Source organism: Thalassospira sp. MCCC 1A02898, from assembly GCF_001618185.1.
GTDB lineage: Bacteria > Pseudomonadota > Alphaproteobacteria > Rhodospirillales > Thalassospiraceae > Thalassospira > Thalassospira tepidiphila.
On record NZ_LPXK01000012.1, the window covers coordinates 279,265 to 303,341 of the forward strand.

24 protein-coding genes are annotated in these 24,077 nt (G+C 54.9%); 15 read left to right on the plus strand and 9 right to left on the minus strand.

Translation table 11 applies throughout. From position 1 onward, the window contains the following. Nucleotides 1-10: 10 nt before the first annotated feature. The 3 genes from ccmI (at nucleotide 11) to AUQ41_RS15730 (ending at nucleotide 4,652) form a co-directional block, all read left to right on the plus strand. Entirely contained in the window at nucleotides 11-1,273 is a 1,263-nt protein-coding gene (gene ccmI, locus AUQ41_RS15720; RefSeq protein ID WP_063089230.1) for a c-type cytochrome biogenesis protein CcmI, read from the plus strand. Nucleotides 1,274-1,595: 322 nt separating this feature from the next. After that, nucleotides 1,596-2,042, plus strand: a complete 447-nt coding sequence (locus AUQ41_RS15725; RefSeq protein WP_008889767.1) for a response regulator — start codon at nucleotides 1,596-1,598, stop codon at nucleotides 2,040-2,042. Nucleotides 2,043-2,063: 21 nt separating this feature from the next. Then, nucleotides 2,064-4,652, plus strand: coding sequence for an ABC transporter permease (locus AUQ41_RS15730; RefSeq protein WP_143588755.1), 2,589 nt, complete (start codon nucleotides 2,064-2,066; stop codon nucleotides 4,650-4,652). Between the two features lie 102 nt (nucleotides 4,653-4,754). Here AUQ41_RS15730 and atpC read toward each other — a convergent pair whose 3' ends face one another. From atpC to AUQ41_RS15760, 6 genes are all read right to left on the minus strand, one after another. Further along, nucleotides 4,755-5,159, minus strand: coding sequence for an ATP synthase F1 subunit epsilon (atpC, locus tag AUQ41_RS15735; protein ID WP_008889765.1), 405 nt, complete (start codon nucleotides 5,157-5,159; stop codon nucleotides 4,755-4,757). 41 nt (nucleotides 5,160-5,200) lie between these two features. Continuing rightward, nucleotides 5,201-6,619 (minus strand): F0F1 ATP synthase subunit beta, encoded by a 1,419-nt coding sequence (gene atpD / locus AUQ41_RS15740; RefSeq protein WP_008889764.1) that lies wholly within the window; start codon nucleotides 6,617-6,619, stop codon nucleotides 5,201-5,203. A 52-nt stretch (nucleotides 6,620-6,671) separates the two neighbouring features. Further along, nucleotides 6,672-7,562 carry a F0F1 ATP synthase subunit gamma gene (locus tag AUQ41_RS15745; protein ID WP_008889763.1) on the minus strand — a complete coding sequence of 297 codons (891 nt, stop codon included), beginning with the start codon at nucleotides 7,560-7,562 and terminating at the stop codon, nucleotides 6,672-6,674. A 30-nt stretch (nucleotides 7,563-7,592) separates the two neighbouring features. After that, nucleotides 7,593-9,125, minus strand: coding sequence for a F0F1 ATP synthase subunit alpha (gene atpA / locus AUQ41_RS15750; RefSeq protein ID WP_008889762.1), 1,533 nt, complete (start codon nucleotides 9,123-9,125; stop codon nucleotides 7,593-7,595). Next, on the minus strand, nucleotides 9,125-9,682 hold the full coding sequence (locus AUQ41_RS15755) for a F0F1 ATP synthase subunit delta (RefSeq protein ID WP_040823053.1): 558 nt from the start codon (nucleotides 9,680-9,682) through the stop codon (nucleotides 9,125-9,127). Before AUQ41_RS15755 ends, atpA begins: the two co-directional genes overlap by 1 nt. A 458-nt stretch (nucleotides 9,683-10,140) precedes the next feature. After that, complete coding sequence (locus AUQ41_RS15760) at nucleotides 10,141-10,458, minus strand: MazG nucleotide pyrophosphohydrolase domain-containing protein (RefSeq protein ID WP_063089232.1); 318 nt, start codon at nucleotides 10,456-10,458, stop codon at nucleotides 10,141-10,143. 73 nt (nucleotides 10,459-10,531) lie between these two features. On the opposite strand from AUQ41_RS15760, the gene AUQ41_RS15765 reads away from it, so the two are divergent. Then, nucleotides 10,532-11,359, plus strand: coding sequence for an ABC transporter substrate-binding protein (locus AUQ41_RS15765; RefSeq protein ID WP_063089233.1), 828 nt, complete (start codon nucleotides 10,532-10,534; stop codon nucleotides 11,357-11,359). A gap of 26 nt (nucleotides 11,360-11,385) precedes the next feature. On the opposite strand, the gene AUQ41_RS15770 is transcribed toward AUQ41_RS15765, so the two are convergent. Continuing rightward, nucleotides 11,386-13,617 carry a primosomal protein N' gene (locus AUQ41_RS15770; RefSeq protein ID WP_083952860.1) on the minus strand — a complete coding sequence of 744 codons (2,232 nt, stop codon included), beginning with the start codon at nucleotides 13,615-13,617 and terminating at the stop codon, nucleotides 11,386-11,388. A gap of 171 nt (nucleotides 13,618-13,788) precedes the next feature. On the opposite strand from AUQ41_RS15770, the gene fsa reads away from it, so the two are divergent. The 8 genes from fsa (at nucleotide 13,789) to AUQ41_RS15810 (ending at nucleotide 20,283) form a co-directional block, all read left to right on the plus strand. Then, nucleotides 13,789-14,445: a fructose-6-phosphate aldolase gene (gene fsa, locus AUQ41_RS15775; protein ID WP_008889757.1), complete on the plus strand. Its 657-nt coding sequence runs from the start codon at nucleotides 13,789-13,791 to the stop codon at nucleotides 14,443-14,445. 128 nt (nucleotides 14,446-14,573) lie between these two features. Then, nucleotides 14,574-15,263, plus strand: a complete 690-nt coding sequence (locus AUQ41_RS15780; protein ID WP_008889756.1) for a DUF484 family protein — start codon at nucleotides 14,574-14,576, stop codon at nucleotides 15,261-15,263. Next, nucleotides 15,242-16,192 (plus strand): tyrosine recombinase XerC, encoded by a 951-nt coding sequence (locus tag AUQ41_RS15785; RefSeq protein WP_063089234.1) that lies wholly within the window; start codon nucleotides 15,242-15,244, stop codon nucleotides 16,190-16,192. The genes AUQ41_RS15780 and AUQ41_RS15785 overlap by 22 nt, the downstream gene beginning before the upstream one ends. A gap of 86 nt (nucleotides 16,193-16,278) precedes the next feature. After that, complete coding sequence (locus AUQ41_RS15790) at nucleotides 16,279-16,584, plus strand: YrhK family protein (protein WP_063089235.1); 306 nt, start codon at nucleotides 16,279-16,281, stop codon at nucleotides 16,582-16,584. An 86-nt stretch (nucleotides 16,585-16,670) separates the two neighbouring features. Continuing rightward, nucleotides 16,671-17,276, plus strand: a complete 606-nt coding sequence (locus AUQ41_RS15795; RefSeq protein WP_063089236.1) for a glutathione S-transferase family protein — start codon at nucleotides 16,671-16,673, stop codon at nucleotides 17,274-17,276. Between the two features lie 97 nt (nucleotides 17,277-17,373). Beyond that, on the plus strand, nucleotides 17,374-17,865 hold the full coding sequence (locus tag AUQ41_RS15800; protein ID WP_063089237.1) for a class I SAM-dependent methyltransferase: 492 nt from the start codon (nucleotides 17,374-17,376) through the stop codon (nucleotides 17,863-17,865). Nucleotides 17,866-17,934: 69 nt separating this feature from the next. Continuing rightward, nucleotides 17,935-19,323, plus strand: a complete 1,389-nt coding sequence (locus tag AUQ41_RS15805) for a glutamine synthetase family protein (protein ID WP_063089238.1) — start codon at nucleotides 17,935-17,937, stop codon at nucleotides 19,321-19,323. Nucleotides 19,324-19,911: 588 nt separating this feature from the next. After that, a complete protein-coding gene (locus tag AUQ41_RS15810; protein WP_143588754.1) occupies nucleotides 19,912-20,283 on the plus strand; it encodes a hypothetical protein in 372 nt (123 codons plus the stop codon). Between the two features lie 88 nt (nucleotides 20,284-20,371). Here the strand turns inward: AUQ41_RS15810 and AUQ41_RS15815 are convergent, their stop codons facing one another. After that, on the minus strand, nucleotides 20,372-20,596 hold the full coding sequence (locus tag AUQ41_RS15815) for a hypothetical protein (RefSeq protein WP_063089368.1): 225 nt from the start codon (nucleotides 20,594-20,596) through the stop codon (nucleotides 20,372-20,374). A 200-nt stretch (nucleotides 20,597-20,796) separates the two neighbouring features. Continuing rightward, entirely contained in the window at nucleotides 20,797-21,123 is a 327-nt protein-coding gene (locus AUQ41_RS15820) for a hypothetical protein (RefSeq protein ID WP_008889749.1), read from the minus strand. Between the two features lie 474 nt (nucleotides 21,124-21,597). Between AUQ41_RS15820 and nadA the strand changes: the two genes are divergently transcribed. From nadA to AUQ41_RS15835, 3 genes are all read left to right on the plus strand, one after another. After that, a complete protein-coding gene (gene nadA / locus AUQ41_RS15825; RefSeq protein ID WP_008889748.1) occupies nucleotides 21,598-22,620 on the plus strand; it encodes a quinolinate synthase NadA in 1,023 nt (340 codons plus the stop codon). 78 nt (nucleotides 22,621-22,698) lie between these two features. Next, the gene (gene nadC / locus AUQ41_RS15830; RefSeq protein ID WP_063089240.1) at nucleotides 22,699-23,538 is read left to right on the plus strand and encodes a carboxylating nicotinate-nucleotide diphosphorylase; all 840 of its coding nucleotides are present in this window, start codon (nucleotides 22,699-22,701) and stop codon (nucleotides 23,536-23,538) included. 6 nt (nucleotides 23,539-23,544) lie between these two features. After that, on the plus strand, nucleotides 23,545-23,970 hold the full coding sequence (locus tag AUQ41_RS15835) for an NUDIX domain-containing protein (RefSeq protein ID WP_051007597.1): 426 nt from the start codon (nucleotides 23,545-23,547) through the stop codon (nucleotides 23,968-23,970). Nucleotides 23,971-24,077: the final 107 nt, after the last annotated feature.

The following is a 24,077-nucleotide window of genomic DNA, read 5'->3' on the forward strand; positions in this document are numbered from 1 at the left end:
TACCTAAATAATGACCATCTGGATTGTTCTTGGCGCGATAACCCTGCTGCTTGCGGGGTTCATTCTGTGGCCGATTTTTGGCGGTAACCGAAAAGCTGGATCGTATGAGGCAAGCGATGCGTCCTCTGCATCGGAGCTTGAAGATGGCAGCCCGGAAAACGAGCTTTCGCGCGACTTGGCGGTTTATCGCGATCAGCTTTCCGAGATTGACCGTGACATTGAACGCGGGGTTCTAAGCGCAGAACAAGCCGATGCCGCGCGCACCGAAGTTCAGCGCCGTATTCTGGCGGCCGATCAGCGCATCAAAAAGCAACAGCCCACTGACACCATCCAGCAGACATCGGCAAACAAACCCGTCCGGGCCATTGCCGCCGGTTTTATTGTGCTGTTCATTGCAGGCGGGTTCGGGCTTTATCTTGATCTTGGCAATCCGACCATGCCAGACCGCCCGATCACCAGCCGCACCGATGAAATCAATGCCGTGCGGATGGCCCAGACCGCGGATGAAGACCGCCAGTCGGTGCTTAATCGTGCTGTCAGCGACCTGTCGCAGAGGCTTTTGGAAAATCCAGATGATCTGCGGGCCTGGGAATTGCTGGGTGCCAGCCTGATGGCGCTTGGTCGCCCGGAAGAAGCGCAAACCGCGTTTCTTGAAACCGTCAAACGGTCGGGACGCGACGGTGATTATCTGGCCATGTATGCCGAAAGCCTGATCCGCAGCAATAACGGCCAAATCAATACAACCGCGCGCGGCGTGCTGCGCGAAGCCGAAAAAACCGACAGTACCGATCCACGCATCCAGTTTTATCTTGGCCTTGCCGATGCACAGGAAGGCAATGTCGGTGCGGCGGTTGATCGCTGGATCGCGCTTGCCAATGGGGCACCGGGCGATGCCCCGTGGTTGCCGATGGTGGTTGGCCGGATCAATGAAGCCGCCCTTGCCCAAGGGATCGACATTGAAGGACGGCTGAACCTTGCCGAAAACACGTCCCCCGGCCCAAGTCAGGAAGATATCGCCGCCGCGCAGGAAATGACACCTGAAGAGCAGCAGCAAATGATCATGTCGATGGTCAATGGATTGGCCGAACGGCTGGAGGCTGAGCCGAACAATCCCGACGGGTGGGCCCGCCTGATGCAGGCATACATGGTGCTCGGCCGGGAAGACGATGCCAAGGCGGCGTTCGAGAAGGCCAGCACGGTGTTTGCCGACCAGCCGGAGCTGCTAGCCCGATTCGACTCGCTGGCACAAGAAATCGGCATCTCGGCGAACTGAGCAGGCATTTATCGGTAATATTGCCGATAAAAATTGTTTTGCAGAAACTCTTTTCCCTGCACTTTTGAACCATTATATCCCATACAGTCGGATAATATCTGCAACTTTACTGAAGTCTTATTGAATTGAACTTCGTGCTGAGGTATGAAATTAAGACTTAAGGATAGATAAGAAATACATCATATATATGATTCCAAAGAATACCTTTCGATGGTGGGGGCCATCTTTTTCTTTAGGATCAATATATTGACAGGCTCACAAAACAAAAGATCAGGGATGACCATGCGCACCAAAAGCTCATCCCTAAGGATAGCGGATCAGCATGCCGGATCAAAAGAACGGTTCAATAAACAACCTGTTGTTGATTGAAGATAATCCTGGTGATGCGCGCCTGGTGCGCGAAGCACTTCGGGAATTCAAACAACCGGTTGAATTGCATCACGTAAAGGATGCGATGACCGCACTGCAGTTTTTGCAGCAAGATGGTCCGTATCGCAATTCACCGCGCCCACGCCTGATTCTTCTGGACCTGAACATGCCACGCAAGGATGGCCGCGAAATGTTGCGCGACATCCGCAATGATCCCAATTGCGCATCCATTCCGGTAATCGTTCTGACAACATCCGGTGCCGAGCATGATGTCGATCTGTGCTATGCCGCCGGGGCAAACTGTTATTTGCGCAAGCCGGTTGATGTGACAGAATTCATCGAACTGATGAAAATGATCGAATCCTTCTGGCTGGGACTGGCGTTGACCCCCACGCCGTAACCCCCTGCCAGAGAGACTGCCGTGCGCCGCCCGACATCTCTGCTTTTAGCATCCCAGTCCATCCCGACGAGCCTTAGGATTGCGCTGCGCGAATTGCGCAAGCCCGGTATCGGCATTGTCACCCTGTTTGCAACCCTTGTCTTTGCCGCGACCATTCTGGTCCTGACCGTCAGTCTGACCCAGTCGGTTCGCGATGGGTTGCGCCAGTCCGCACAACAGACCATTGGCGGGGATATCTCGCTGCGTCTGTTTCACCGGGCACCGACGACAGATGAAATTGCCTTTCTTGAAACGCTTGGCACCCTCAGCCTGACAATCGAACAAAGGGTGATGGTCCAGCCATCCGATAATCAACAGGCCGTACTTTCCGAACTGAAGGCGGTTGATGCCCCCTATCCGCTTTTTGGCAATCTGGCACTGTCGCCAGACATTCACCTTTCCGAAGCCCTTGGCACCCGCGATGGCACACCCGGCATTGTCGTTGGTCCCGAACTGGTTGAAGACGTTGGGTACAGGGTCGGCGATACCCTTTATCTTGGGGGTCAGCCTTACCAGATCCGCGCACGTATCGCCGCCGAGCCAGAACGCAAATTCAGGCTGTTCTCGCTTGGTCCCCGCGTGATTGTCGGGTTAGATGCGTATCGCAACAGCTCACTTTTGGCACCGGGCAAGCAGGTTTACTGGTATTTGCGGATCAAGCTGCCACCGGATAACAAGCGATCGCCGGATCAGATTATTGCCGCCATTGAGGACCAATTCCCAGATAGCGGATGGCGGATTGTCAGTGCGGCGGACGGCGTCCCCGGGCTTGAACGCATCGGGGATTTCGCGTCCGCCTTCGTCAGCCTGATGGGAATTGCGATCTTTGCCATTGCGACAAGTGCAATCCGAAATGCCCTGACAGCCGACCTTGCCACGCGACGTCCCCGCTTTGCGACCCTGCGCAGTCTGGGGGCCCGGCCACAGGAAGTTGCCGCCAGCATTATCTGGCAAATGGGACTTATCACTACCTTCGCTATCCTGATTGCGGTTGTTTTGACTGTAATCGCGGGCGAGGTGCTTGGGCCGTTGTTCGCCGAAATACTTGGCTTTGACGCAAGGCCAACTTTCGAGAATGGCCCGCTGATTACGGGTTTCGTTTTCGGCTTTGTTGCCCTTGTTGCTATCAACCCGATCCGCGATGCCAGTGAAGCTTCGCCGGCTTGCCTCTTTCGCCATCAGGATCAACGCGAAACGCAAGACACCATAAAACGCCGTTCGATCAAGCTCATAATCATAAAGGCCGTCATTGCAGCTTGCTTGCTTGGCATTGCCGGTGCCCTGATTGACCTTGGCTGGTTTTCGCTTGTCTTGTTGGCGGTTCTTGTTGGATGTCAGGTTCTTTTTGTCGGTCTCGGACGGATAATCCGGGCCATCGCAGGAAGGTTATCAACACGACATCGCCTTTCCCCCACCCTTCGTCTGGCATTGCGCAATATCGCGCGGCCCTCTGCGCCGACCGTGACCATCACCGCATCCTTTGGTCTGGCGATGGCATGTCTGACCGCGGTTATGCTGTTTGGCAGCTTGGCGGGTCAGCATTTGAAATCTGTCTTGCCGTCCCAGACCCCGGATCCGGATGTGGTGTTTTTCGATATCCCACCCACAGAACAAGACGCCTTTCAGGCAGATGTCCTGCGCGCTGATGGTGTTCAAAGCATCACCCAGATGCCGTTTCTGCACGGTCGGGTCACGCATCTGAATGACGCGCCATTGACGCAGGCCCAAGTACCACGGCGCTATCACTGGTTCCTGCGCGGCGACCGGGGCATGTCATGGGCGGATCGTCCGACAGCAAACATGAGCCAAAGCACGCTTAAGGACGGCCATTGGTGGTCGCCAGAGAGCGTTAACGAAGGTCTGGCATCCATTGACGCCGGTGTCGCACAGGCAATCGGTGCAGCGGTGGGGGACAGCCTGACGGTCAATATCATGGGAACGCCCCATAACGTCCGCATTGCCAATCTGCGACAGATTGACTGGACCCGACTTGACCTTGATTTCCCGATTGTGCTGTCGCCGATGTCCCCGGCCTTTGACCATGGGGTGATCAGTGCTGTGCAGCTCAATGACACAATGGATGCAAGGGCATCAATGGCCCCGATCCTTGAGACCTATCGCGACATCCCGGTGATTTTCGTTAACGACGTTCTGGCAAAACTGACCCGCTTGTTTGACGGCGTGGTCGTAGGGCTGCTTGCGATCACCTCCCTTGCGACCCTTGGCGCGGTTCTGGTGATTATTTGCGGGCTGATCGCGCTGCGCCAGCGTCAGACAGAGACACTTGCCATGCTGCGCGCCCTTGGTATTCGGCCGCGTCAAATCAGCCAAACCGGGGCGCTTGAAACCGGACTGATGGTTGCGATCAGTGGACTGGTCGGGCTGATGGCAGGCAGCGGAATTGCAATTATCGCCGCACAGGCCATCGGCACGATTGATCTCGCACAGGTCGCGATAATCGCCGGGCCGATGATCGCGACGGCATTTGGTATGATCGTGGTGCTTGGGTTTGGTGGCGGCTGGATTTTGCAGGCGGCAAGTTTGCGCACACAGGCTGGCTGGCACGGTTAGGCCGAAACCCGAAAGCCCCAAGACGCCCCAAAGCCACATCGGACAACAAAAAAGGCCGCCCCATCAGGGCGGCCTTTTTTAAATGATTTTCTGAAAGCAGGGTTAGTTGCTCAGGGCCTGGATCTGTGCACGGGCAATATCGAGCGCGCGCTCGGCATTGGCTTTGTCGTGTGCAGTCTCGGCGGACTTGAGAGCGGCCTGAGCCTCTTCAAGACGGGCCTGTGCTTCGTCAGCTTTCAAATCGGAAACCGGAACCGCTTCTTCTGCCAGAATGGTGCAACGCTCGGGATTAACCTCGGCAACACCGCCAGCAACGAAGATACGTTCGGAAACCTTACCACCTGCATAGATGTCGATGACACCCGGACGAATGGTCGAGATCATCGGCGCATGCTTGGGCAGAACACCAAAATTCCCGTCCGTGCCCGGAACAACGACCATCTCGACCGGCTCGGATTTGAGCAGGGCAGACGGTGAAACAAGTTCCAGTACAGTCGTATCAGTCATGACAATCCTCGCTCCTTAGCCGGAGGGGGACCAAAGCTGCCTTAGGCAGCTTCGGCCATCTTCTTGGCTTTTTCGATCGCTTCTTCGATGGTGCCGACCATGTAGAATGCCTGTTCCGGCATGTGGTCATATTCACCAGCGCAGATCGCTTTGAAAGCCTTGATGGTGTCTTCGAGCTGAACGAACACGCCCGGAGTACCGGTGAAGACTTCTGCAACGTGGAACGGCTGCGAAAGGAAACGCTGGATCTTACGGGCACGTGCCACAACCAGTTTGTCTTCTTCCGAAAGCTCGTCCATGCCGAGGATGGCGATGATGTCCTGCAGGCCTTTGTAGGTCTGAAGAACACGCTGAACTTCACGCGCGGTCTCGTAGTGTTCCTGACCAATGACGCCCGGATCCAGAGCACGCGAAGTGGAGTCGAGCGGGTCAACTGCCGGGTAGATGCCGAGCTCGGCAATCTGACGGTTCAGCGTGGTGGTTGCGTCAAGGTGGGCAAACGAGGTTGCCGGTGCCGGGTCAGTCAAGTCATCGGCCGGGACGTAAATTGCCTGAACCGAGGTAATGGAACCTTTTTTGGTCGAGGTAATACGTTCCTGCAGCGCACCCATGTCGGTTGCCAGCGTCGGCTGATAACCCACAGCAGACGGGATACGTCCGAGAAGTGCCGACACTTCCGAACCAGCCTGGGTAAAGCGGAAGATGTTATCAACGAAGAACAGAACGTCCTGGCCTTCTTCATCACGGAAGTATTCCGCAAGGGTCAGACCGGTCAGAGCAACACGTGCACGTGCTCCCGGGGGTTCGTTCATCTGGCCATAGACCAGTGCGGCTTTGGATTCGCCTTCCGGGTTGATAACGCCCGATTCCATCATCTCGTGATAGAGGTCGTTACCTTCACGGGTACGTTCACCAACACCAGCAAAGACCGAATAACCACCGTGGCCTTTTGCCACGTTGTTGATCAGTTCCATGATAAGGACGGTTTTACCAACGCCCGCACCACCGAACAGACCAATTTTACCACCCTTGGTGTACGGCGCGATAAGGTCGATAACCTTAATGCCGGTCACAAGAATTTCGGTTTCGGTGGACTGATCGATGAAGTCAGGTGCTTCACGGTGGATCGGAGAGGTCTTAGCTGCATTAACCGGACCACGTTCGTCAACCGGCTCACCGATAACGTTCAGAATACGACCAAGGGTTTCCGGACCAACCGGAACCGAGATCGCGTCACCGGTATCGGTGACTTCCTGACCGCGCTGCAGACCTTCGGTGGTGTCCATTGCGATCGTACGGACCGCATTTTCACCAAGGTGCTGTGCAACTTCAAGAACCAGACGCTGACCGTTGTTGTCAACATGCAGCGCATTCAGAATGGGAGGCAGATCGCCGTCGAATTTAACGTCGACGACGGCGCCCATTACCTGGGAAATTTTCCCCGCCTTCTTGTTCGCCATAGTTATTGTCTCCTGCTCGGACAAAGCTATCCGTTAACTTCCTGCGACCCGCTTACAAAGCCTCGGCGCCGGAAATGATTTCAATCAGTTCATTGGTGATCTGAGCCTGACGTGAGCGGTTGTACTGGATGCTCAGTCGGTCGATCATATCGCCGGCATTGCGGGTTGCGTTATCCATCGCGGACATACGCGCACCGTGTTCAGATGCGCTGCTTTCAAGCATTGCACCGAAAATCTGGACGCCAACGTTACGCGGCAGCAAATCAGCCAGAATGGCTTCTTCGGACGGTTCGTATTCATAAACCGCAGAAGAACCAGTTGCTTCTTCCTGCTCGTCTGCTTCTTCACCCGTGAACGGGATCAGCTGCTGAGCGGTTGCCACCTGCGAAATCGCGGACACGAACTTGTTGTAGAAGATCGTGCAGACGTCGAATTCGCCTTCGTCGTAAAGCGCCAGAACCTTGTCTGCCACCTCGGTTGCCGAAGAGAAATCAATCCCCTTCTTGCCCTCGATGCCAGTATACCGGGCGACAATATTGTCACCAAATTCACGCTTGAGCGCATCTGCACCCTTGCGGCCAACACAGATCAGCTTCACCGTCTTGCCTTCAGCCTGCAGGGCTTTGGCTTTCAGACGGGTTGCTTTGACGATCGATGCGTTAAAACCACCGCAAAGGCCACGGTCCGCGGTGAAGACGACGAGCAGATGCACATCATCCTTACCGGTACCGGCCAGAAGCTTTGGCGCCCCTTCATTGCTGCCGACGGCAGTTGCAAGACGGCCCAGCATCGTCCCCATGCGTTCCGCATAGGGACGGGCTGCTTCCGCTGCATCCTGTGCACGACGGAGCTTGGAGGCTGCCACCATCTTCATCGCCGAGGTAATCTTCCTCGTCGATTTGACGCTGGCAATGCGCGAGCGCAGATCCTTCAAACTAGCCATTGCGTTTCCTCCTTCGCCTAAGTTTCAGTCTTACGCGAAGGTTTTCGCGAACTTGTCGAGGAACGCTTTAAGCTTGGCTTCGCTGTCATCGGACAGAACTTTCTCGGTGCGGATCGCATCGAGGATATCAGCGCCAGCCGAACGAATTTCGGACAGGTACTGTTCTTCGAAGGCGCGAACCTTGTTCACCGGAATGCTGTCGAGATAGCCTTTAACACCAGCGTAGATCACAACAACCTGCTCTTCGACCTTGAGAGGCGAGTACTGCGGCTGCTTGAGCAGCTCGGTCAGACGTGCGCCACGGGCCAGAAGTTTCTGGGTTGCCGGATCAAGATCCGATGCGAACTGTGCGAATGCTTCCATCTCACGATACTGAGCGAGTTCCAGCTTGATCGAGCCAGCAACCTGCTTCATCGCTTTGATCTGTGCGGACGAACCAACACGCGAAACCGACAGACCAACGTTCACAGCCGGGCGTACGCCTTTGTAGAACAGGTCGGTTTCAAGGAAGATCTGACCGTCGGTGATCGAGATCACGTTGGTCGGAATAAACGCCGAAACGTCGTTACCCTGGGTTTCAATGACCGGAAGTGCGGTCAGCGAGCCAGCGCCGTTTTCGTCATTCATCTTTGCCGCACGTTCCAGTAGACGGGAGTGCAGATAGAAGACGTCACCCGGGAATGCTTCACGTCCCGGCGGGCGGCGAAGCAGCAGCGACATCTGACGATAAGCAACAGCCTGCTTGGACAGATCATCATAGAAGATGGTTGCGTGCATGCCGTTGTCACGGAAGTACTCACCCATTGCGCAAGCAACGAACGGTGCGATGAACTGCATCGGTGCCGGGTCGGATGCGGTCGCAGCAACAATGATGGTGTTTTCCATCGCGCCGCGCTCTTCAAGGACCTTAACAACCTGTGCAACGGTCGAACGTTTCTGACCAACTGCAACATAGATGGAGAACATCTTGTCGCTGTCGGATTTCGCTGCATCGTTCACCGGCTTCTGGTTCAGAATGGTGTCAACGATGATGGCGGTTTTACCGGTCTGACGGTCACCAATGATCAGCTCACGCTGGCCACGGCCAATCGGGATCAGCGAGTCAATCGACTTGATACCGGTCTGTACCGGCTCGTGAACCGATTTACGCGGGATGATGCCCGGTGCCTTGACGTCAGCAAGGCGACGTTCTTTTGCACCCAGTTCGCCTTTGCCGTCGATCGGGTTACCCAGACCGTCAACAACGCGACCAAGAAGTTCTTTACCAACCGGAACGTCAACGATGGCGCCAGTACGTTTAACCTGGTCACCTTCCTTGATCGAACGGTCAGAACCGAAGATCACGACACCAACGTTGTCTTCTTCGAGGTTAAGGGCCATGCCCTTAATGCCACCCGGGAAGTCAACGAGTTCACCTGCCTGGACGTTGTCCAGACCGTAAACACGGGCAATACCGTCACCGACAGACAGAACCTGACCGACTTCGGCAACTTCGGCTTCAGCACCAAAATTGGCAATCTGATCCTTAAGAATAGCGGAGATTTCCGCGGCGCGGATTTCCATCACGCAACCCCTTTCATAGCGAGCTCGAGCTTCTGCAGTTTAGTACGAAGCGAGGCATCAAAAACCCGGGAACCGACCTTGACGACAAGACCGCCAAGAACAGCCGGATCAACTTTAAGGTCCACTTTTACAGTGGCGCCGACAACTTCTTTGAGAGCGCCGGTAACGGCTTCGATTTGCTCTTTTTTCAGCTCGGAAGCCGAGGTCACCTGTGCGGTAACTTCGCCCTTGTGAGCCGAGAGCATGGAAAGGTAGGAATCAATGACATCCGGCAGGGCAAACAGACGACGCTTCTGAGACAGAAGCCCTACGGTCTTCTTGGTCAACTCGGAAACGCCAAGCTTGTCCAGAAGAGCCGCCATCGCCTTGGCCTGCACGTCCCGGGAAATCACGGGACTGCGGAGTACATTCCGGAGGTCATCGCTGGTTGCGATGGCCTGGTCGAGCAATTCAAGATCGCTTTTGACAGCATCAAGCTGGTTGGCCGAGTTGGCCAAGTCAAATAGTGCTGTGGCGTAGCGCCCTTGGAGCCCGGTCGCGGCAGTATTTTGGGACACCGGTGAAAGCCCTCAATTCTGGTTATGAGAACGACTCGGATACGTATAAAAAAATGATCCCCCGAAAGGGTTTCCTTCCGGGAAGCGAGCGTTTGGTATCACATGTCCTTTGAGTGGGCAACCCCCGCGCAAGCGCAATTGCGCCCTCTTTTCCATTCTTTGGCAAAGTTCGGCCAAAACACCCCGAAATCGCCCATTTTTAAGGCAGGCTTACAACTATTTAATAAGATGCCTCTGGTTGGGGATGGGCCCGCAAGGTTAACGAATTCCTGATTCAGCTGACGAATCCCCGAATTGCACAGAGTTGGTTTTTGTCGTGGCGGCAATTATCGGGATAAACCGATCAAAACTGTAACCAACTTCACACCTGACCGAGACTTGAGGTGAACCAGCAGAACAATCTGGTTCCCGGATCATCGCGAGGTATCGACACAATAAATCAAGTGACATCGATGGTTTCAAACGTGTGATCCTGTGCCATCGCCCTTTGATACCCAGGTTCTTGACCGATTGATCGCCATCTTGGCCTGTACTTCCTGATCAAGATCGAGGTCGAACTGATCTGCCAGACGATACAGCAAAATCAGAACATCGGCGGCTTCTTTGCCGATCTCGCTGATGTCGCGATCCTGAACCGCTTCGCCAAGTTCCTGCATTTCCACAAGGGCCCGTTCAACAAGTGATGCCGGATCACTGACCGGGCCAAATGTCTGCTCTGCCCAATCGCACATGCTGCGCTGATTTTCAGATGATTCGTTATTACTTTCACAAAGCATTATCAAATTAACTCCTTAAATATAACATGACAGCAGATGCACCTGCGCCGTTTTCAGGACAACAGGAACGACAATGAAGACGCCAACGGCACGAAAACAAAGCTTCCTTGAACTGGGGATTTGCCTTTGTGCAGCAGTGTGCCTGATCCTGTTATCTTGGAAAACCCCTTCGGCCCGCACCCTTGTGATCGAGGGTCTAGAAGAAGCCCCGCTGAAATGGGTTGGCCATGAAGACCCCATGGGCATTGATATCGACATCATGACCGAGGTGCTGCGCACCATGGGAATCCGGGATTATGTGTTCCGTTTTGTCGATAATGGCAGCCGTTTGCTGCACAACGCACGCAACGGCCAATCGGACATCGTCCTGACGCTTTCGATGAATGACGAGCGCGCCGAATTCCTTCTGTATCCCAATGAGGCGCATCTGCTGCTGGATTGGCGATTTGCAATCCGGGCCGAGGACAAAGAAAAAATCCGGTTCGAGGAATTTTCCGATCTCGCACGGGTGCGGATCGGGGCGGCAGCCGACTATTCCTACACCAGCGCCTTCTGGAATTCCGGTCTTGATATCCAGACAGTGGCCCGCAGCGACCTTCTGATCCCGATGTTGCTGCAAAACCGCTTTGACGCGGTACCGGTCAATTACCTCAACACCATTTATGACAGTCTGCAGAATCGCTATCGCAACAAGATCGCCTTTCTGTATCCGCCACTGCGTCGTGCGCCCTATTATAATGTGTTTTCCAAGGCGTCCGATTATCCCGACAAGGAAGCTTTCCTGAGCCGGTATGACGAAATCATCCGCGAAATGCGCGACGACGGCCGGTTGCTTCGTATCTTTGAACGATACCTCGGACCGGACGGGTATGACTGGTGGCAGTCACAATATTCGCAATAAGCGACACGACGCGAAACATTCCCGGCTTACATAAAGCTGTAGGGGTCGATATCGACCTGCACGCGCACACTGCCCGGCGTTTTGACCTTTGACAGCCAGTCATGGATCAGCGCCTGCATCTTGACCGACTTGTCGGCCCGGATCATGAAGCGTCGACGATAACGCCCGCGCAAAAGCGACAAAGGTGCGGGTGCCGGGCCCAGAACCATCAGGCCATCGCCACGCGGCGCGACCCGGCCGATGCGCCAGGCAGCCTCATCAACTTCGCTTTCCTTTTTGCCACTTATAATAAGGGCGGCCAGCCGACCGTGTGGCGGCATGCCATGGGTCATGCGTTGGGACAGCTCGACCTCGTTAAAGGCATCGCGATCACCAGCGGCAATTGCCTTGATCACGCGGTTGGCCGGATCGGCGGTTTGCAGCATCACCGTACCGGGGCGATCACCACGGCCCGCACGGCCAGCCACCTGGGTTAGCAATTGATAGCTGCGTTCAGCCGCACGTAAATCACCGCCGGCCAAGCCAAGATCGGCATCAACCACCCCGACAAGCGTCAGCATCGGGAAGTGATAGCCCTTGGCCAAAATCTGCGTGCCGATCAAAAGATCGACTTCGTGATTATGCACGCGATCAATCAGCTGTGCCGCGGCCTTGGGCCCCATGATGTTATCGGATGTCGCGACCTCGACCCGGATATCGGGGAAGGTTTCCACGGCCTCTTCATAAAGGCGTTCTACCCCCGGACCACAAGGGGCCAGCTTGCCCTCCGCGCCGCAGGACGGGCAGGCATCCGGGGCCTTGGCCTGATAGCCGCAATGATGGCATTGCAATTTGCCCCATGCCCGGTGCTCAACCAGCCAGGCTGTGCAGTTCGGGCACTGGAACCGATGGCCACAGGCCCGACACAGCGTAAGCGGTGCATAACCCCGCCGGTTCAAAAACAGCATCGCCTGTTCACCATTGGCAAAGGTTTCTGCCAACCGTTTTTTAAGCGTCGGCGTGATCCAGCGATTGCGTTGAGGTTTGTCCTGGCGGATGTCGATGATCTCGACACTTGGCAACACCGCCACACCATGACGGCTGCCAAGTTGAACATGCTGATAGCGCCCGGCTTCAACATTGGCCAGGGTTTCAAGCGACGGGGTCGCAGACGCCAGCACGATGGGAATGTTGCCGAGATGCGCCCGTGTCACCGCCATGTCGCGGGCATGATACATCACGCCATCTTCCTGCTTGAACGCGTGTTCGTGTTCCTCGTCGACCACGATCAGGCCAAGATCATGATAGGGCAGGAAAAGGGCTGACCTGGCCCCGACAACCAGCTTGGCCGATCCATCGGCCACCGCCCGCCAGGTATCACGACGCCTGGCCTGACCGACTTCGGAATGCCAAAGCGCGGGTTCAACACCGAACCGGTCACGGAAACGTTGCAGCCACTGGGCGGAAAGTGCAATTTCCGGCAACAGGACCACAACCTGTTTGCCCTGTGCCAGTGCGGCACGGACCGGCTCAAAATAAACCTCGGTCTTGCCCGACCCGGTCACACCATCCAGAAGCGTGCAGGAAAAACCACCGTCATCGAGGCGTGCGCATAGCGCGTCAGCGGCCTCGTTCTGTTCGGGCGACAAATCCGGTCGCGGAATATCAAGATCAGGTGCCTCAAACGGCGATGGCGGGGTGACCATCAGGCGCTGCACAGCGCCAGCGTCGACCAATCCCTTGATGACACTCGCCCCGGCACCGGTTTCGCGCAGGATATCGCCCTGCTCCATCGGCGGATGATCGGCCAGAAACGCCAGAACGCGTTTGCGCGGCGGCGTCATGCGCAAAGATGTCGCGTCAAATTCGGGATTAAGGGTAAATCGAAAGATCGGTTTGGGGGCCTCAAGCGCATCTGGAACGCTCATTGCCATACGCAACACAGCCCCTTGCGGTGCCATGGTATAGGCCGATACCCAATCAATGAATTTGCGGGTGACATCGGCCATCGGCGGGGTGGGCAGAACACCGAAAATTTCACGCAGCTTGGCGGGATCAACATCGCCCTTGGCATCGCCCCAGACGACACCGCGCTGAGTTTGCCGGCCGAGGGGAATTTCAACGAAATCGCCGGGTGCGACAGAGACGCCTTCGGGCACCAGATAGTCATATGGCCCGGCCAAAGGCAGCGGCGGCAGGACGCTCACGGTCTGGGCGGTTACCTCAAAGGCCGGATCATTCGCAAACAAATTTCCAGAGGTGGCCTTTGCGGCACGCATATATTATAAACCCCGTGAGGTTGCCCATCAGACCGAGCCGTTTCAGGAACGCCAGACATATGGGCACAGAAACAAACGGTCCCACAGCAAGGATCTGGTTCCGTCATCAGATGATCCAGAACCTAGCAGCTAACCGCATCATTGAACAACAGGTCCTAAACAGGAATTCCAATGAAGTTTTTCATCGATACCGCTGACATCGACGCAATCCGCGAACTGGCCATGTCCGGCCTCGTGGACGGTGTCACCACCAACCCCTCGCTGGTAGCAAAGTCTGGCCGACCGTTTCTCGAACTGATCAAGGAAATTTGTGAAGTTGTTGACGGTCCGGTCAGCGCAGAAGTTGCCGCAACCGACTACGAAACCATGGTTGCCGAAGGCCGCAAGCTTGCCAAAATCGCCGACAATGTCGTCGTCAAGCTGCCGCTGACTGCTGATGGCCTCAAGGCTTGCCGTACCTTCACCGACGAAGGCATTCAGACCAACGTCACCCTTTGCTTCTCGGTCGGTCAGGCTATCCTGGCTGCCAAAGCAGGTGCGACCTATGTTTCGCCGTTCGTTGGCCGTCTGGATGACATTTCCTCGGATGGTATGCAGCTGATTGCCGACATCGTTGATGTCTATGGCAACTACCCGAACTGGACCACCGAAGTGCTTGTTGCTTCGGCACGTGGCCCGCAGCATGTTGTCGACTCGGCCCGTCTCGGTGCTGACGTTGTCACCATCCCGCCGCAGGTTCTGGGTCAGTTGACCAAACACCCCCTGACCGACAAGGGCCTTGAAGCCTTCCTCGCCGATTGGGAAAAAACCGGCCAGTCGATCCTGTAATTTTGGATCGCTGATCGCGACAGACATATAAAAACCCGCATCACGCGCGGTTTTTAACATGCATTTAACCCGGCAGCCCGCATTGTGGCAGCCGGGTTTTTTGTTTCTCACTTTTCAAGCCGGAACCGATGGAAAAGACAGCTTTGCGCGCCGACGATGTGGCGGACTACCTTGCCGAACATCCTGAATTCTTCACTACGCGCCCGGACTTGCTTGAAAGTCTTGATTTGCCGATGCGCGAACTGGGCAATGGCGTTGCCGACATGCAGCAATATGTCGTTGCGCGCCTGCGCGATGAACGTGAAAAGCTGCGCGGTGCGACCAGCGAACTGATCAATATTTCCAAATCCAATCTCGAAACCCAAAGCCGTATTCACCGTGCGGTTCTGGCACTTTTGAATGCACGCGGATTTGAAACCTTTGTCGAGGCACTTCAGGACCTTGTGCCAGAGCTTCTTGATCTTGATGCCATTGCGCTGTGCTTTGAAGAATGCAAGGAGGCCCCGGTACCAAGCTGTGATGGCCGGGTGCGTCGCCTTGTTGTCGGCGCAGTTGATCAGGTTCTGGGCGACGAGCACGATGTCTGGCTGTTGCCCGATGATGCCGGTGACGAGGCGATCTTTGGCCCGAAGGCATCCGAAATCAGGTCTGCCGCGATTGTGCGCCTGGCACCGTTTTATGGCGATCCGGTCGGGCTTGTTGCCTTTGGCGTCAAGGAGCCAGATTATTTCAGCCCGGCACAGGCCAATGACCTGATCATGTTCCTGGCATCCGTTATCGAGTTTGGTGTGCGTCGATGGCTGACCCAAACGGTCTGACCGCGATCACCCTGCCACAGGACGTGCGCGACGCCATTGCCGACTGGCGTGGCTGGCTTGCCAATGAGCGTCGCGCATCCAACCACACGACCGACAACTATCTGGCTGATCTTTATGCCTTTCTGAGTTTCATCAAGGATCATCTGGGTGAAACACCGACGCTTAAGGATCTTTTGCGCCTGAATCCGCGCGATTTTCGAAGCTGGCTGGCGCGCCGCAGCATGGATGGAATGGCCAAGACGTCGACCGCGCGTGCGCTATCCTCACTTCGCAATTTTTACCGTTTTCTTGAACGGTCCGGGCGCGGTCAAAACGCTGCCGTGCAATCCATCCGCAACCCCCGCCTGCCGCAATCAACGCCCAAACCGCTGGCGCCAGATGATGCCATGGCGGTGCTCGAAAATGCCGATGCCTGGCAGGATGAACCGTGGCTTTGCAAACGTAACCTCGCCCTTTTCACCCTGCTGTATGGTTGCGGCCTGCGTATTTCCGAGGCGCTTGATCTGAATGCCAATCAACGCCCGACCGGGGATTCGATGGTGATCACCGGTAAAGGCAACAAACAACGCCTTGTCCCGGTTCTGCCCATCGTGCGCGACGCGATCGAGGATTATGTCCGCACCTGCCCGTTTACACCAAATGGCGCTGATCCCCTGTTTCTGGGCGCACGCGGCAATCGGCTTGTGGCACAAGTCGCCCAGCGTGAAATGCGCAAGGTCCGCGAACTTTTGAACCTGCCCGATACCGCCACCCCGCATGCGCTGCGCCATTCGTTTGCGACGCATCTTTTGGCCGGGGGTGGTGATTTGCGCACCATTCAGGATTTGCTCGGCCACGCATCGCTTTCAACGACCCAGCGCTATACCGCGGTTGATACCGAACAATTGATGGCGGTCTATAACGGCACCCATCCGCGCGCCCGGCGCTAGACCCCGCCGCCAGAACACGCACCGGAACCGTTTTGCGGGCCCAGGCGTTGGATGCCCAGACACAGCTCCGCGAAAGAGATCCAGTGATGAAGCTATTTCGATCCCGCCGCTTTGACGCCAGCCCGCGCCATCGCCAGATTTACAGCGCCTATGAAATTGCCTATTCGGTCATCGACCTTTTGGCGGCTGTCCTGTTTATCGTTGGCAGTGTGTTGTTTCTTGATGATGCAACGGTCAAGGCTGGGACGTGGCTGTTTATCATTGGATCGGTGTTCTTTGCCGGTCGGCCTGCCGTGCGGCTTGCCCGTGAATTGCATCTGGCCGGACTGGGTGACGAGGGTCAACACGACACGACTGAACCGGGTACTGCCAGCAACCGCGCCGGGTCTTGAAAACCTTTTCGCAAAATTTCGGTTCCTAGCGATCACCTTTCGCCATTAGACTGCGGGCAAACACCTGATATGCCCGGAGGAAAACCATGATATTGCGTTCGAGTGGCCCGTCGCCGTTTGGCCGGAAAGTCAAAATCGTTGCCAAGATGCTTGGCATTTATGACCAGCTGACGGTTGAAGATTCCAACACCAACGACCCCACCGATACCCTGCGCCAGCAAAACCCGCTGGGTAAAATTCCGATCCTGATCCTTGAGGACGGTCGCAAGATTTTCGATAGCCGCGTGATCTGTGAATATCTTGATGCGCAGGTCGATGGCACCAGCCTGCATCCCACCGAAAGCGACGCACGGTGGGAGGCCCTTACCCTTCAGGCGCTGGGCGACGGCATTGTCGATGCATCCATCCTGCAGGTCTATGAAAGCCGCATGCGCCCGGAAGAAAAACGCCATGGCGATTGGTTGTCCTATCAGGCGGACAAGGTCAAACGATCGCTTGATCATCTAAGTGCCAATGCCCCGTCACTGGAAGGTGACCTGACGATTGGGCATGTCGCGATTGCCTGTGCGCTGGGTTATCTTGATCTGCGCTTTGAGGGCAAATGGCGTGAAAGCTATCCGACGCTGGTCACATGGCTTGAAACCTTTGACGCGCGCGTCCCGGCCTTTGAGGCCACCAAGTTTGTCGCCTGAGACTGATGCCCTTTGGCTCAATGCTGCTTGTGCCAAAGGGCAAAGCTTTTAAATCAAGTGCTTAGCCACAAAAAAACAACCCGGAGCCTTTTGCACAATGTCCCGTCTGAACAGCGTTATCCGTCGCCTTCAAGCCCAACGCGATTGCCTGAATGCGGCAGCAGAAATGATCAAGGATCAGGACGGCATCGTGCTTGAAGTCGGGCTTGGAAACGGGCGCACGTTTGATCACCTGCGCGAAATCATGCCAGACCGCGAGATTTTCGTCTTTGACCGGCAAATCGCCGCCCACCCGAAATGCATCCCCGATGATGACCATCTGTTCCTTGGCGATATCTTTGAAACCCTTCCGAAGGCGGTTGAGCGGTTCAAAGGCAAGGTTGCACTGGTCCATTCCGATGTCGGCACCGGGGACGAGGCCCTGAATGCCAAGATCGCGTCCTTTATCGGATCGACCCTGCCGCCAGCCTTGATCAAGGGTGCCATTGTCGCATCCGATCAGAAAATCGATGTGCCGGGCACGATTGCCGAACCACTGCCCGAAGGCGTTCCAAAAGATCGCTATTTCTTCCGTCGTTATCAGGGCTAATATCGCGCCCAGTTTTGGAATTGGTTCTGCACCCGCAAAGCCCCCATCAGCATTTTAGGAAATCGTGCCGTGGCCACCGCAAACGCCCCATCGCCCAGTGGAAGTCAATTGTCCGAAGCACAGGACTTTCTGGCCAAATATCCCGATGTCGAGGCCATCGACATCATCCTGACCGACTTTCACGGGATTGGCCGGGGCAAGACGATCCGCCGTCACGAACTTGAAGGCATCTATAAATCCGGTCGCGGCTTACCGAGCTCCTTGTTCGGGCAGGATGTCAGTGGCGAGGATGTTGATGATTGCGGCCTTGTCCAGACTGGCGGCGGCGGTGATTGCCGCTGCTGGCCGGTGCCGGGCACGCTTGGCTATCTGCCCCATACCGGGCGCGGGCAGCTTTTGATTGCAATGTATGAAGAAGACGGCGCGCCGCATGACGTTGATCCGCGTAATGTTTTCGGCGCACAGGTCAAACGGGCTGAAAACCTTGGCTTCTATCCGATGGGCGCGTTCGAGCTTGAATTTTATCTGGTCGATCAGACGCCGGATGCGCAAGGGCTTTATCACCCGGCCTCCTATGCCATCACCAAGCGGCGCAGTAAATTGCGCAACACCATGTCGGTCGATGAAATTGACGAAATGTCACCGCTTTTTGATGCGGTCTATGAAGGTGCAAAGCATCTTGACCTGACGCTGGAAACCCTGATTTCGGAATATGGTCCGGGCCAGTATGAAATGACCATCCGCTATCGCGATCTGATGCGCGCGGCCGATGATGTGATCATTGCCAAACGTCTGATCCGCACCGTGGCACGGCGTTTTGGCAAGGAAGCTGTCTTTATGCCCAAACCGTTCGGCAATGAAGCCGGATCGGGCATGCATTTGCACCTGTCGCTTGCAGGCCAAGATGGCAATAACCTGTTTGCCGATCAGTCGGATGGATCGTTAAGCCCCTTGATGCTCAATGCGATTGGCGGCATTCGCGGCACGATTGGCGAAACCATGCTGCTCCTCGCCCCATTCATGAATTCCTGGCGCCGATTTGCATCGGCGATGTATTCACCGGCCTCTGATGACTGGGGTGTTGAAAACCGCACTGTGGCACTGCGTGTGCCCGGTACACCGGGCAAAACGCGCCACTTCGAACACCGTATCGCCGGGGTTGATGCCAACCCGTATCTGGTCGCGGCTGTGACCCTTGGGGCCGCCCTTGACGGCATTGAAGGCAAAATCGATCCTGGCAAACCGTGCGAAGACGAAATCGGCGAAGCAAAGGCACCAAACAACCTGCCGCGTCATTGGCTTGAGGCGATTGATCAGTTTGCCGCATCTGATTTCAACAAACGCACACTCGGCGAACGCTTCCACACCGCGTTTACCAAAATCAAACAGGCCGAATACGAACAGATGGCGCTGAAGGTTTCGGCGGCAGAGTGGGAATATTACGGGTTCTCTGTTTAATCCCTAAGTGGCGCTTTTACTTTGACCTTACCCAAAATTCGGTCTCAACAGTTTTGCTGGAAATATCGCATTTTGATAGCAAACACATTCTCTGCTCCCAGTTCTCTTGGACGGAATTCACGTGAATGAAGTGTCACTGGGAAGAAATAGATAGCTTTCGAAGCCACACGGAATTCACACGTTTTGTCGCGTGGATCGATGGACAGGTGCGCAACGGCAATGCTACCGAAGTCACTTCTCTAGATTACTCTGCTGGCAAGTCAATTTCCGAAAGACAGTTTGTTTGCATGGAATGCCAATCTATATGGCGATTGATGTATCCTGACCCAGGTTACTTTGCCGGCGCTTTTTTGTGCTTTAAGAGCATCCAAAGGAAATTGACTTCGGATACCCGTCAAACTTTGAAATAACTCTGGATATCTGACAAACACAATTACGATGTCCTATACCGCACCAGAAATGAAAAGTATTGAAGTCAGCTTTCCATCAAACCTTCGATAAAGTTGCAAGAACTGATCGAGGAAACGACAGAGCGCTTAGAAACCATCTCTATTGATCATTTGTTTGAGTGAATGCTCGAATTAATCATTGAAAAATCTTGGAACTGTCGAAGCCGTCGCAGCAATCCAAACTGCATCCCAGACCTGCAAAGAACTCGATGGAATTACCGCTATGAACGGAAAATTTGGGCCACACTTAAAAAAAATCGGCAACAAGTACTATCCCATGGGTAGACCATCGATTCACTCAGATAACTTATGGCGAGAACAAGACTGGGAAGCACGTAGAGAAGAAGACGGTACGTGCTACTTTGAGTTTCAGGCTAGCGCACAAGGCGTTGGCTCGATTACCTACGAAATATCTGATGATGAGTTCGAAAGCATTAAGGAGGGGAAACTTAGCTTTGAGAGCTTAATCAGAGTAACTGACAAGAACAAGAACAGAAAGCCAGTTGTATAAGACCGCAAGATGTCGCAATCGAGAGACTCTTAGCGTCATAGTAGATACTTAGAAAGACAACCTTGGCTGATGACGCCTGATGACGGCATCAATAGGTCAGGTCCAAACCAAGGAAGTTACTAAGTGCCAGGGTGATGCCCCCCACGACCAGAAGTGCGAGAACGAAGACGCCAGTGATCTTGGCGCTGGCGCGCAGAACTGCCTGTCTTCCGTACTTTTGACCTTGGTCGTAATGCCACTTGATGGCAAAGAACATCGCGGTCAGCAGTGCGACAACCTTGAACGTGCCAAAGGCGATCGGAACCCAATCCATAACAAAGACTTTCATTTGCAGCAGTTATGGATGTTATGGGCGCATCTTGGCTCAAGGCAAACTTCCCATTCTGCAACCCTGTTATGAAACAGAAAGCCACACCGGGAAGAACGGCTACTGAACGGGAATATCTGGGATTTTCAGATGTAAGTGCCGTCTGGTCAGATTGCTCTGACCAGGACTATCGGCAGCGTGCAGCGCTAGGAAGCACGCTTTGCACGGTTGTTTGATTTGCGCGCTGAGAAGGCCACTTGCGGGCGGGCATCCATGGTTTTCTGATCGCGGAGATATGCGACTTCAAGATCGCGGGGCTCGACACTGAGAACCCGTGAAGTGTCCGGGCGGTCAGAATTCGTATTGAGGTGAATCTGCGTCGAAACCCACTGCCATGTCGGGTATGTCAGCTTTTCATCCTGGGTTTCTTCGGTAATCACCTTGTAGGATCCGGCCGGAAGGACTTCTGCAAGGCCACGCATGCTGAACGGACGTGTGAAATTCAGAATTCTCGAAGTGGTACGATTGGTCAAAAAAGGCTCCTTGCGCCGGAATGCGCGTTGGCCAGGCCAAACGATCGGGACCATTCCCGCCGTCGGACACTGACTCAGGTTACAGACAGATCAAAGTTTTCGGATTAACAACGGACAAAAGTGCCCAGGCCAATAAAATATTGGAAATTTGAGAATCAAAAAATATTTGCAGCATCAAGCATATGAATATTTTTGGTTAATTTACAACGTAATTATTTTTTATTTATACGTTCAAACAAAATGGTGAAATTTAATTCGTCGATCAAAGACACCGGATTTATTTATTAATTCAGATAATTCCGTTCCATTTTCTGGCTCAGCAGCCGTCAGCCCCAATCAATATTGGACGTATACCGCCTATTCCTTGCCATCCCGTCGCAATGGCGATATTCAGGTTTCAAACTGTCATTAACTTGCAATGCCGGGCCCCGCGACTTATCTCCGGCTTGCAAACAGGCGAGATGAGACGACGCCATGAATGAAATGATCACCATTGCCGAGGCTTCTGCTGACGCAATGTCGGAAATGCAGATTGATCCCACCCTTGATCTGGAAGCTGAAATTCAGCGCCTGAAAAAGGAAAAGAACGCGATCATTCTGGCCCATTACTATCAGGATGGGGAAATTCAGGACCTTGCCGACTTTGTTGGCGATAGTCTGGACCTGTCGCGCAAGGCGGCCGAAACCGATGCCGATGTCATCGTGTTCTGTGGCGTGCGCTTCATGGCTGAGGTTGCCAAAATCCTCAGCCCGAACAAGACCGTTCTGTTGCCGGATTCAAAGGCGGGTTGCTCGCTCGAAGATTCGTGTCAGCCCGAACCGTTCCGCAAGTTCCGCGAACAGCACCCTGATCACGTGTCGATCACCTATATCAACTGCTCGGCCGAGGTGAAGGCAGCGTCTGATATTATTGTGACCTCGTCGAATGCGGCCGAGATCATTGATCAGATCCCGCTCGACAAGCCGATCCTTTGGGCGCCTGACCGCCATCTTGGTTCCTATCTTGCCAAGAAGACCGGTCGCGACATGACGCTTTGGAATGGCTCGTGCATTGTGCATGAACAGTTTTCCGAGCGTGAACTGATCCGCCTCAAGACCCAGAACCCGGATGCCAAGATCGCAGCCCACCCGGAATGCCATGACGGTATTCTCAAACATGCCGATCACATCGGCTCGACCCGTGCGATTCTGGAATATGTGATTAACGGCCCGGATCAGAAATACCTGATCGCGACTGAACCGCACATCATCCACCAGATGGAAAAGGCCGCCCCGCACAAGGAATTCATTCCGGTGCCGGGTGCGGACGGGTCGTGTGCGTGCAACAACTGCCCGTTCATGGAACTCAATACGCTTGAAAAGCTGTATCTGTGCCTGGTCAATAACGGCCCGCAGATTGTCATGCCCGAAGACCTGCGCGTCGCAGCGGTCAAGCCGCTTGAACGCATGCTGGAAATGTCAAAGAACATTCCGGTCAAAAAGGACGACGCGGCGTAACCCAGCCAACCTCACAGCCCCGCAAATTTTGCGGGGCTGTTTGCCATCCCCCATCAGAACTCAAAGCAGCCCGCCATCATGACCGTCCTGACCCAAGCCGAAATCGCGGAATTCATTGATCGTTCCTTTGCCGAGGATATCGGCACGGGCGACATCACATCGGACAATGTCATCCCCGCCGATGCGCGCCTGCGCGTGGCCCTTGAAACGCGCGAGGATATCGTTGTGGCCGGGCTTGATATCGCCCTTGAATGTTTTCGCAAGCTGGTCCCGGACGCAAAGATCGAAAAGCGCTGCGAAGATGGCGATGCGATTGCGGCCAAAGACGTTCTGGCCGTGGTCGAAGGCAATGCGCGCGGCATCCTGACGGCTGAACGTACAGCCCTTAATACGCTTCAACATCTGTCTGGCATTGCCACCACCACGCGCACCTATGTTGCGGCGATGGGCCAAACAAATGCCAAACTACTTGATACCCGCAAGACACTGCCGGGTTGGCGCAAACTGGAAAAATACGCGACCCGCATGGGCGGTGCGCAGAACCACCGCATGGGTCTTTATGACGGGGTGATGATCAAGGACAACCACATTGGCGTTGTCGGATCGATCACCAAATGCGTTGAGGCCGCCCGGGCCGCCAACCTGCCAAAGATCGAGGTCGAATGTGACACCCTTGATCAGGTCAAAGAAGCCACCGAAGCTGGCGCAGACATCATCCTGCTTGATAACATGGGCCCGGATATGTTGCGCGAAGCGGTTGCCATTGTCGCTGGTCGCTGCAAGACTGAGGCATCCGGGGGTGTAAACCTTCAGACCATCGGTGCGATTGCCGCAACCGGGGTCGATTATGTTTCCGTCGGGCGGATTACCCAATCCGCACCGGCCGTTGATATTGGACTTGATGTCGCAATCCTGTGAGGCCAAATGCGCGCAAGCAGTCATAGCACCACAGACCCAGCCTTGATCAAGGTGATCGAAACCGCCAACTGGATCTTGCGCGACGGCGAAAACATCCTGTCGGTCCGCAGCCACGGCCGCGACCGGTTCTATTTGCCCGGCGGCAAGATTGATCCCGGCGAAACCGCACGCGAAGCCATCAAACGCGAAATCAAGGAAGAACTCGGTGTCGATCTGATCCCCGGCACGCTCCGCCAATTGGGCACGTTTGCCGGACAGGGCCACAACCTGCCTGAAGGGTCGATTGTGCGCATGACCTGTTTTACCGGCTATTATTGCGGAACCCTTGCACCTGAACGCGAGATCGCCGAACTCAGGTGGCTATCGCCGCGTGAACGCCACCTGATGGCCCCGATGGGGCAAAAGATCACCGCTGCCCTTTTCGATATTTGATACCCCGATCAACCCTATATCTTCAGTGCGCGATACCTTGCGGTTGCAATCTTTGCGACAAATGTTCTTGTTATGTTCTATTCTTTTGTGGTAAACAAGATTTGCGA

Bases quoted from the DNA above. Each gene is read 5' to 3' on its own strand.
- AUQ41_RS15785 (WP_063089234.1), top strand. From the start codon at position 15,242: ATGGCTGACCCAAACGGTCTGACCGCGATCACCCTGCCACAGGACGTG.
- AUQ41_RS15780 (WP_008889756.1), top strand. From the start codon at position 14,574: ATGGAAAAGACAGCTTTGCGCGCCGACGATGTGGCGGACTACCTTGCC.
- ccmI (WP_063089230.1), top strand. From the start codon at position 11: ATGACCATCTGGATTGTTCTTGGCGCGATAACCCTGCTGCTTGCGGGG.
- nadC (WP_063089240.1), top strand. From the start codon at position 22,699: ATGACCGTCCTGACCCAAGCCGAAATCGCGGAATTCATTGATCGTTCC.
- atpC (WP_008889765.1), bottom strand. From the start codon at position 5,159: ATGACTGATACGACTGTACTGGAACTTGTTTCACCGTCTGCCCTGCTC.
- atpD (WP_008889764.1), bottom strand. From the start codon at position 6,619: ATGGCGAACAAGAAGGCGGGGAAAATTTCCCAGGTAATGGGCGCCGTC.
- AUQ41_RS15765 (WP_063089233.1), top strand. From the start codon at position 10,532: ATGAAGACGCCAACGGCACGAAAACAAAGCTTCCTTGAACTGGGGATT.
- AUQ41_RS15760 (WP_063089232.1), bottom strand. From the start codon at position 10,458: ATGCTTTGTGAAAGTAATAACGAATCATCTGAAAATCAGCGCAGCATG.
- AUQ41_RS15800 (WP_063089237.1), top strand. From the start codon at position 17,374: ATGTCCCGTCTGAACAGCGTTATCCGTCGCCTTCAAGCCCAACGCGAT.
- AUQ41_RS15725 (WP_008889767.1), top strand. From the start codon at position 1,596: ATGCCGGATCAAAAGAACGGTTCAATAAACAACCTGTTGTTGATTGAA.
- AUQ41_RS15795 (WP_063089236.1), top strand. From the start codon at position 16,671: ATGATATTGCGTTCGAGTGGCCCGTCGCCGTTTGGCCGGAAAGTCAAA.
- AUQ41_RS15815 (WP_063089368.1), bottom strand. From the start codon at position 20,596: ATGGATTGGGTTCCGATCGCCTTTGGCACGTTCAAGGTTGTCGCACTG.
- nadA (WP_008889748.1), top strand. From the start codon at position 21,598: ATGAATGAAATGATCACCATTGCCGAGGCTTCTGCTGACGCAATGTCG.
- AUQ41_RS15770 (WP_083952860.1), bottom strand. From the start codon at position 13,617: ATGCGTGCCGCAAAGGCCACCTCTGGAAATTTGTTTGCGAATGATCCG.
- AUQ41_RS15790 (WP_063089235.1), top strand. From the start codon at position 16,279: ATGAAGCTATTTCGATCCCGCCGCTTTGACGCCAGCCCGCGCCATCGC.
- fsa (WP_008889757.1), top strand. From the start codon at position 13,789: ATGAAGTTTTTCATCGATACCGCTGACATCGACGCAATCCGCGAACTG.
- atpA (WP_008889762.1), bottom strand. From the start codon at position 9,125: ATGGAAATCCGCGCCGCGGAAATCTCCGCTATTCTTAAGGATCAGATT.
- AUQ41_RS15835 (WP_051007597.1), top strand. From the start codon at position 23,545: ATGCGCGCAAGCAGTCATAGCACCACAGACCCAGCCTTGATCAAGGTG.
- AUQ41_RS15745 (WP_008889763.1), bottom strand. From the start codon at position 7,562: ATGGCTAGTTTGAAGGATCTGCGCTCGCGCATTGCCAGCGTCAAATCG.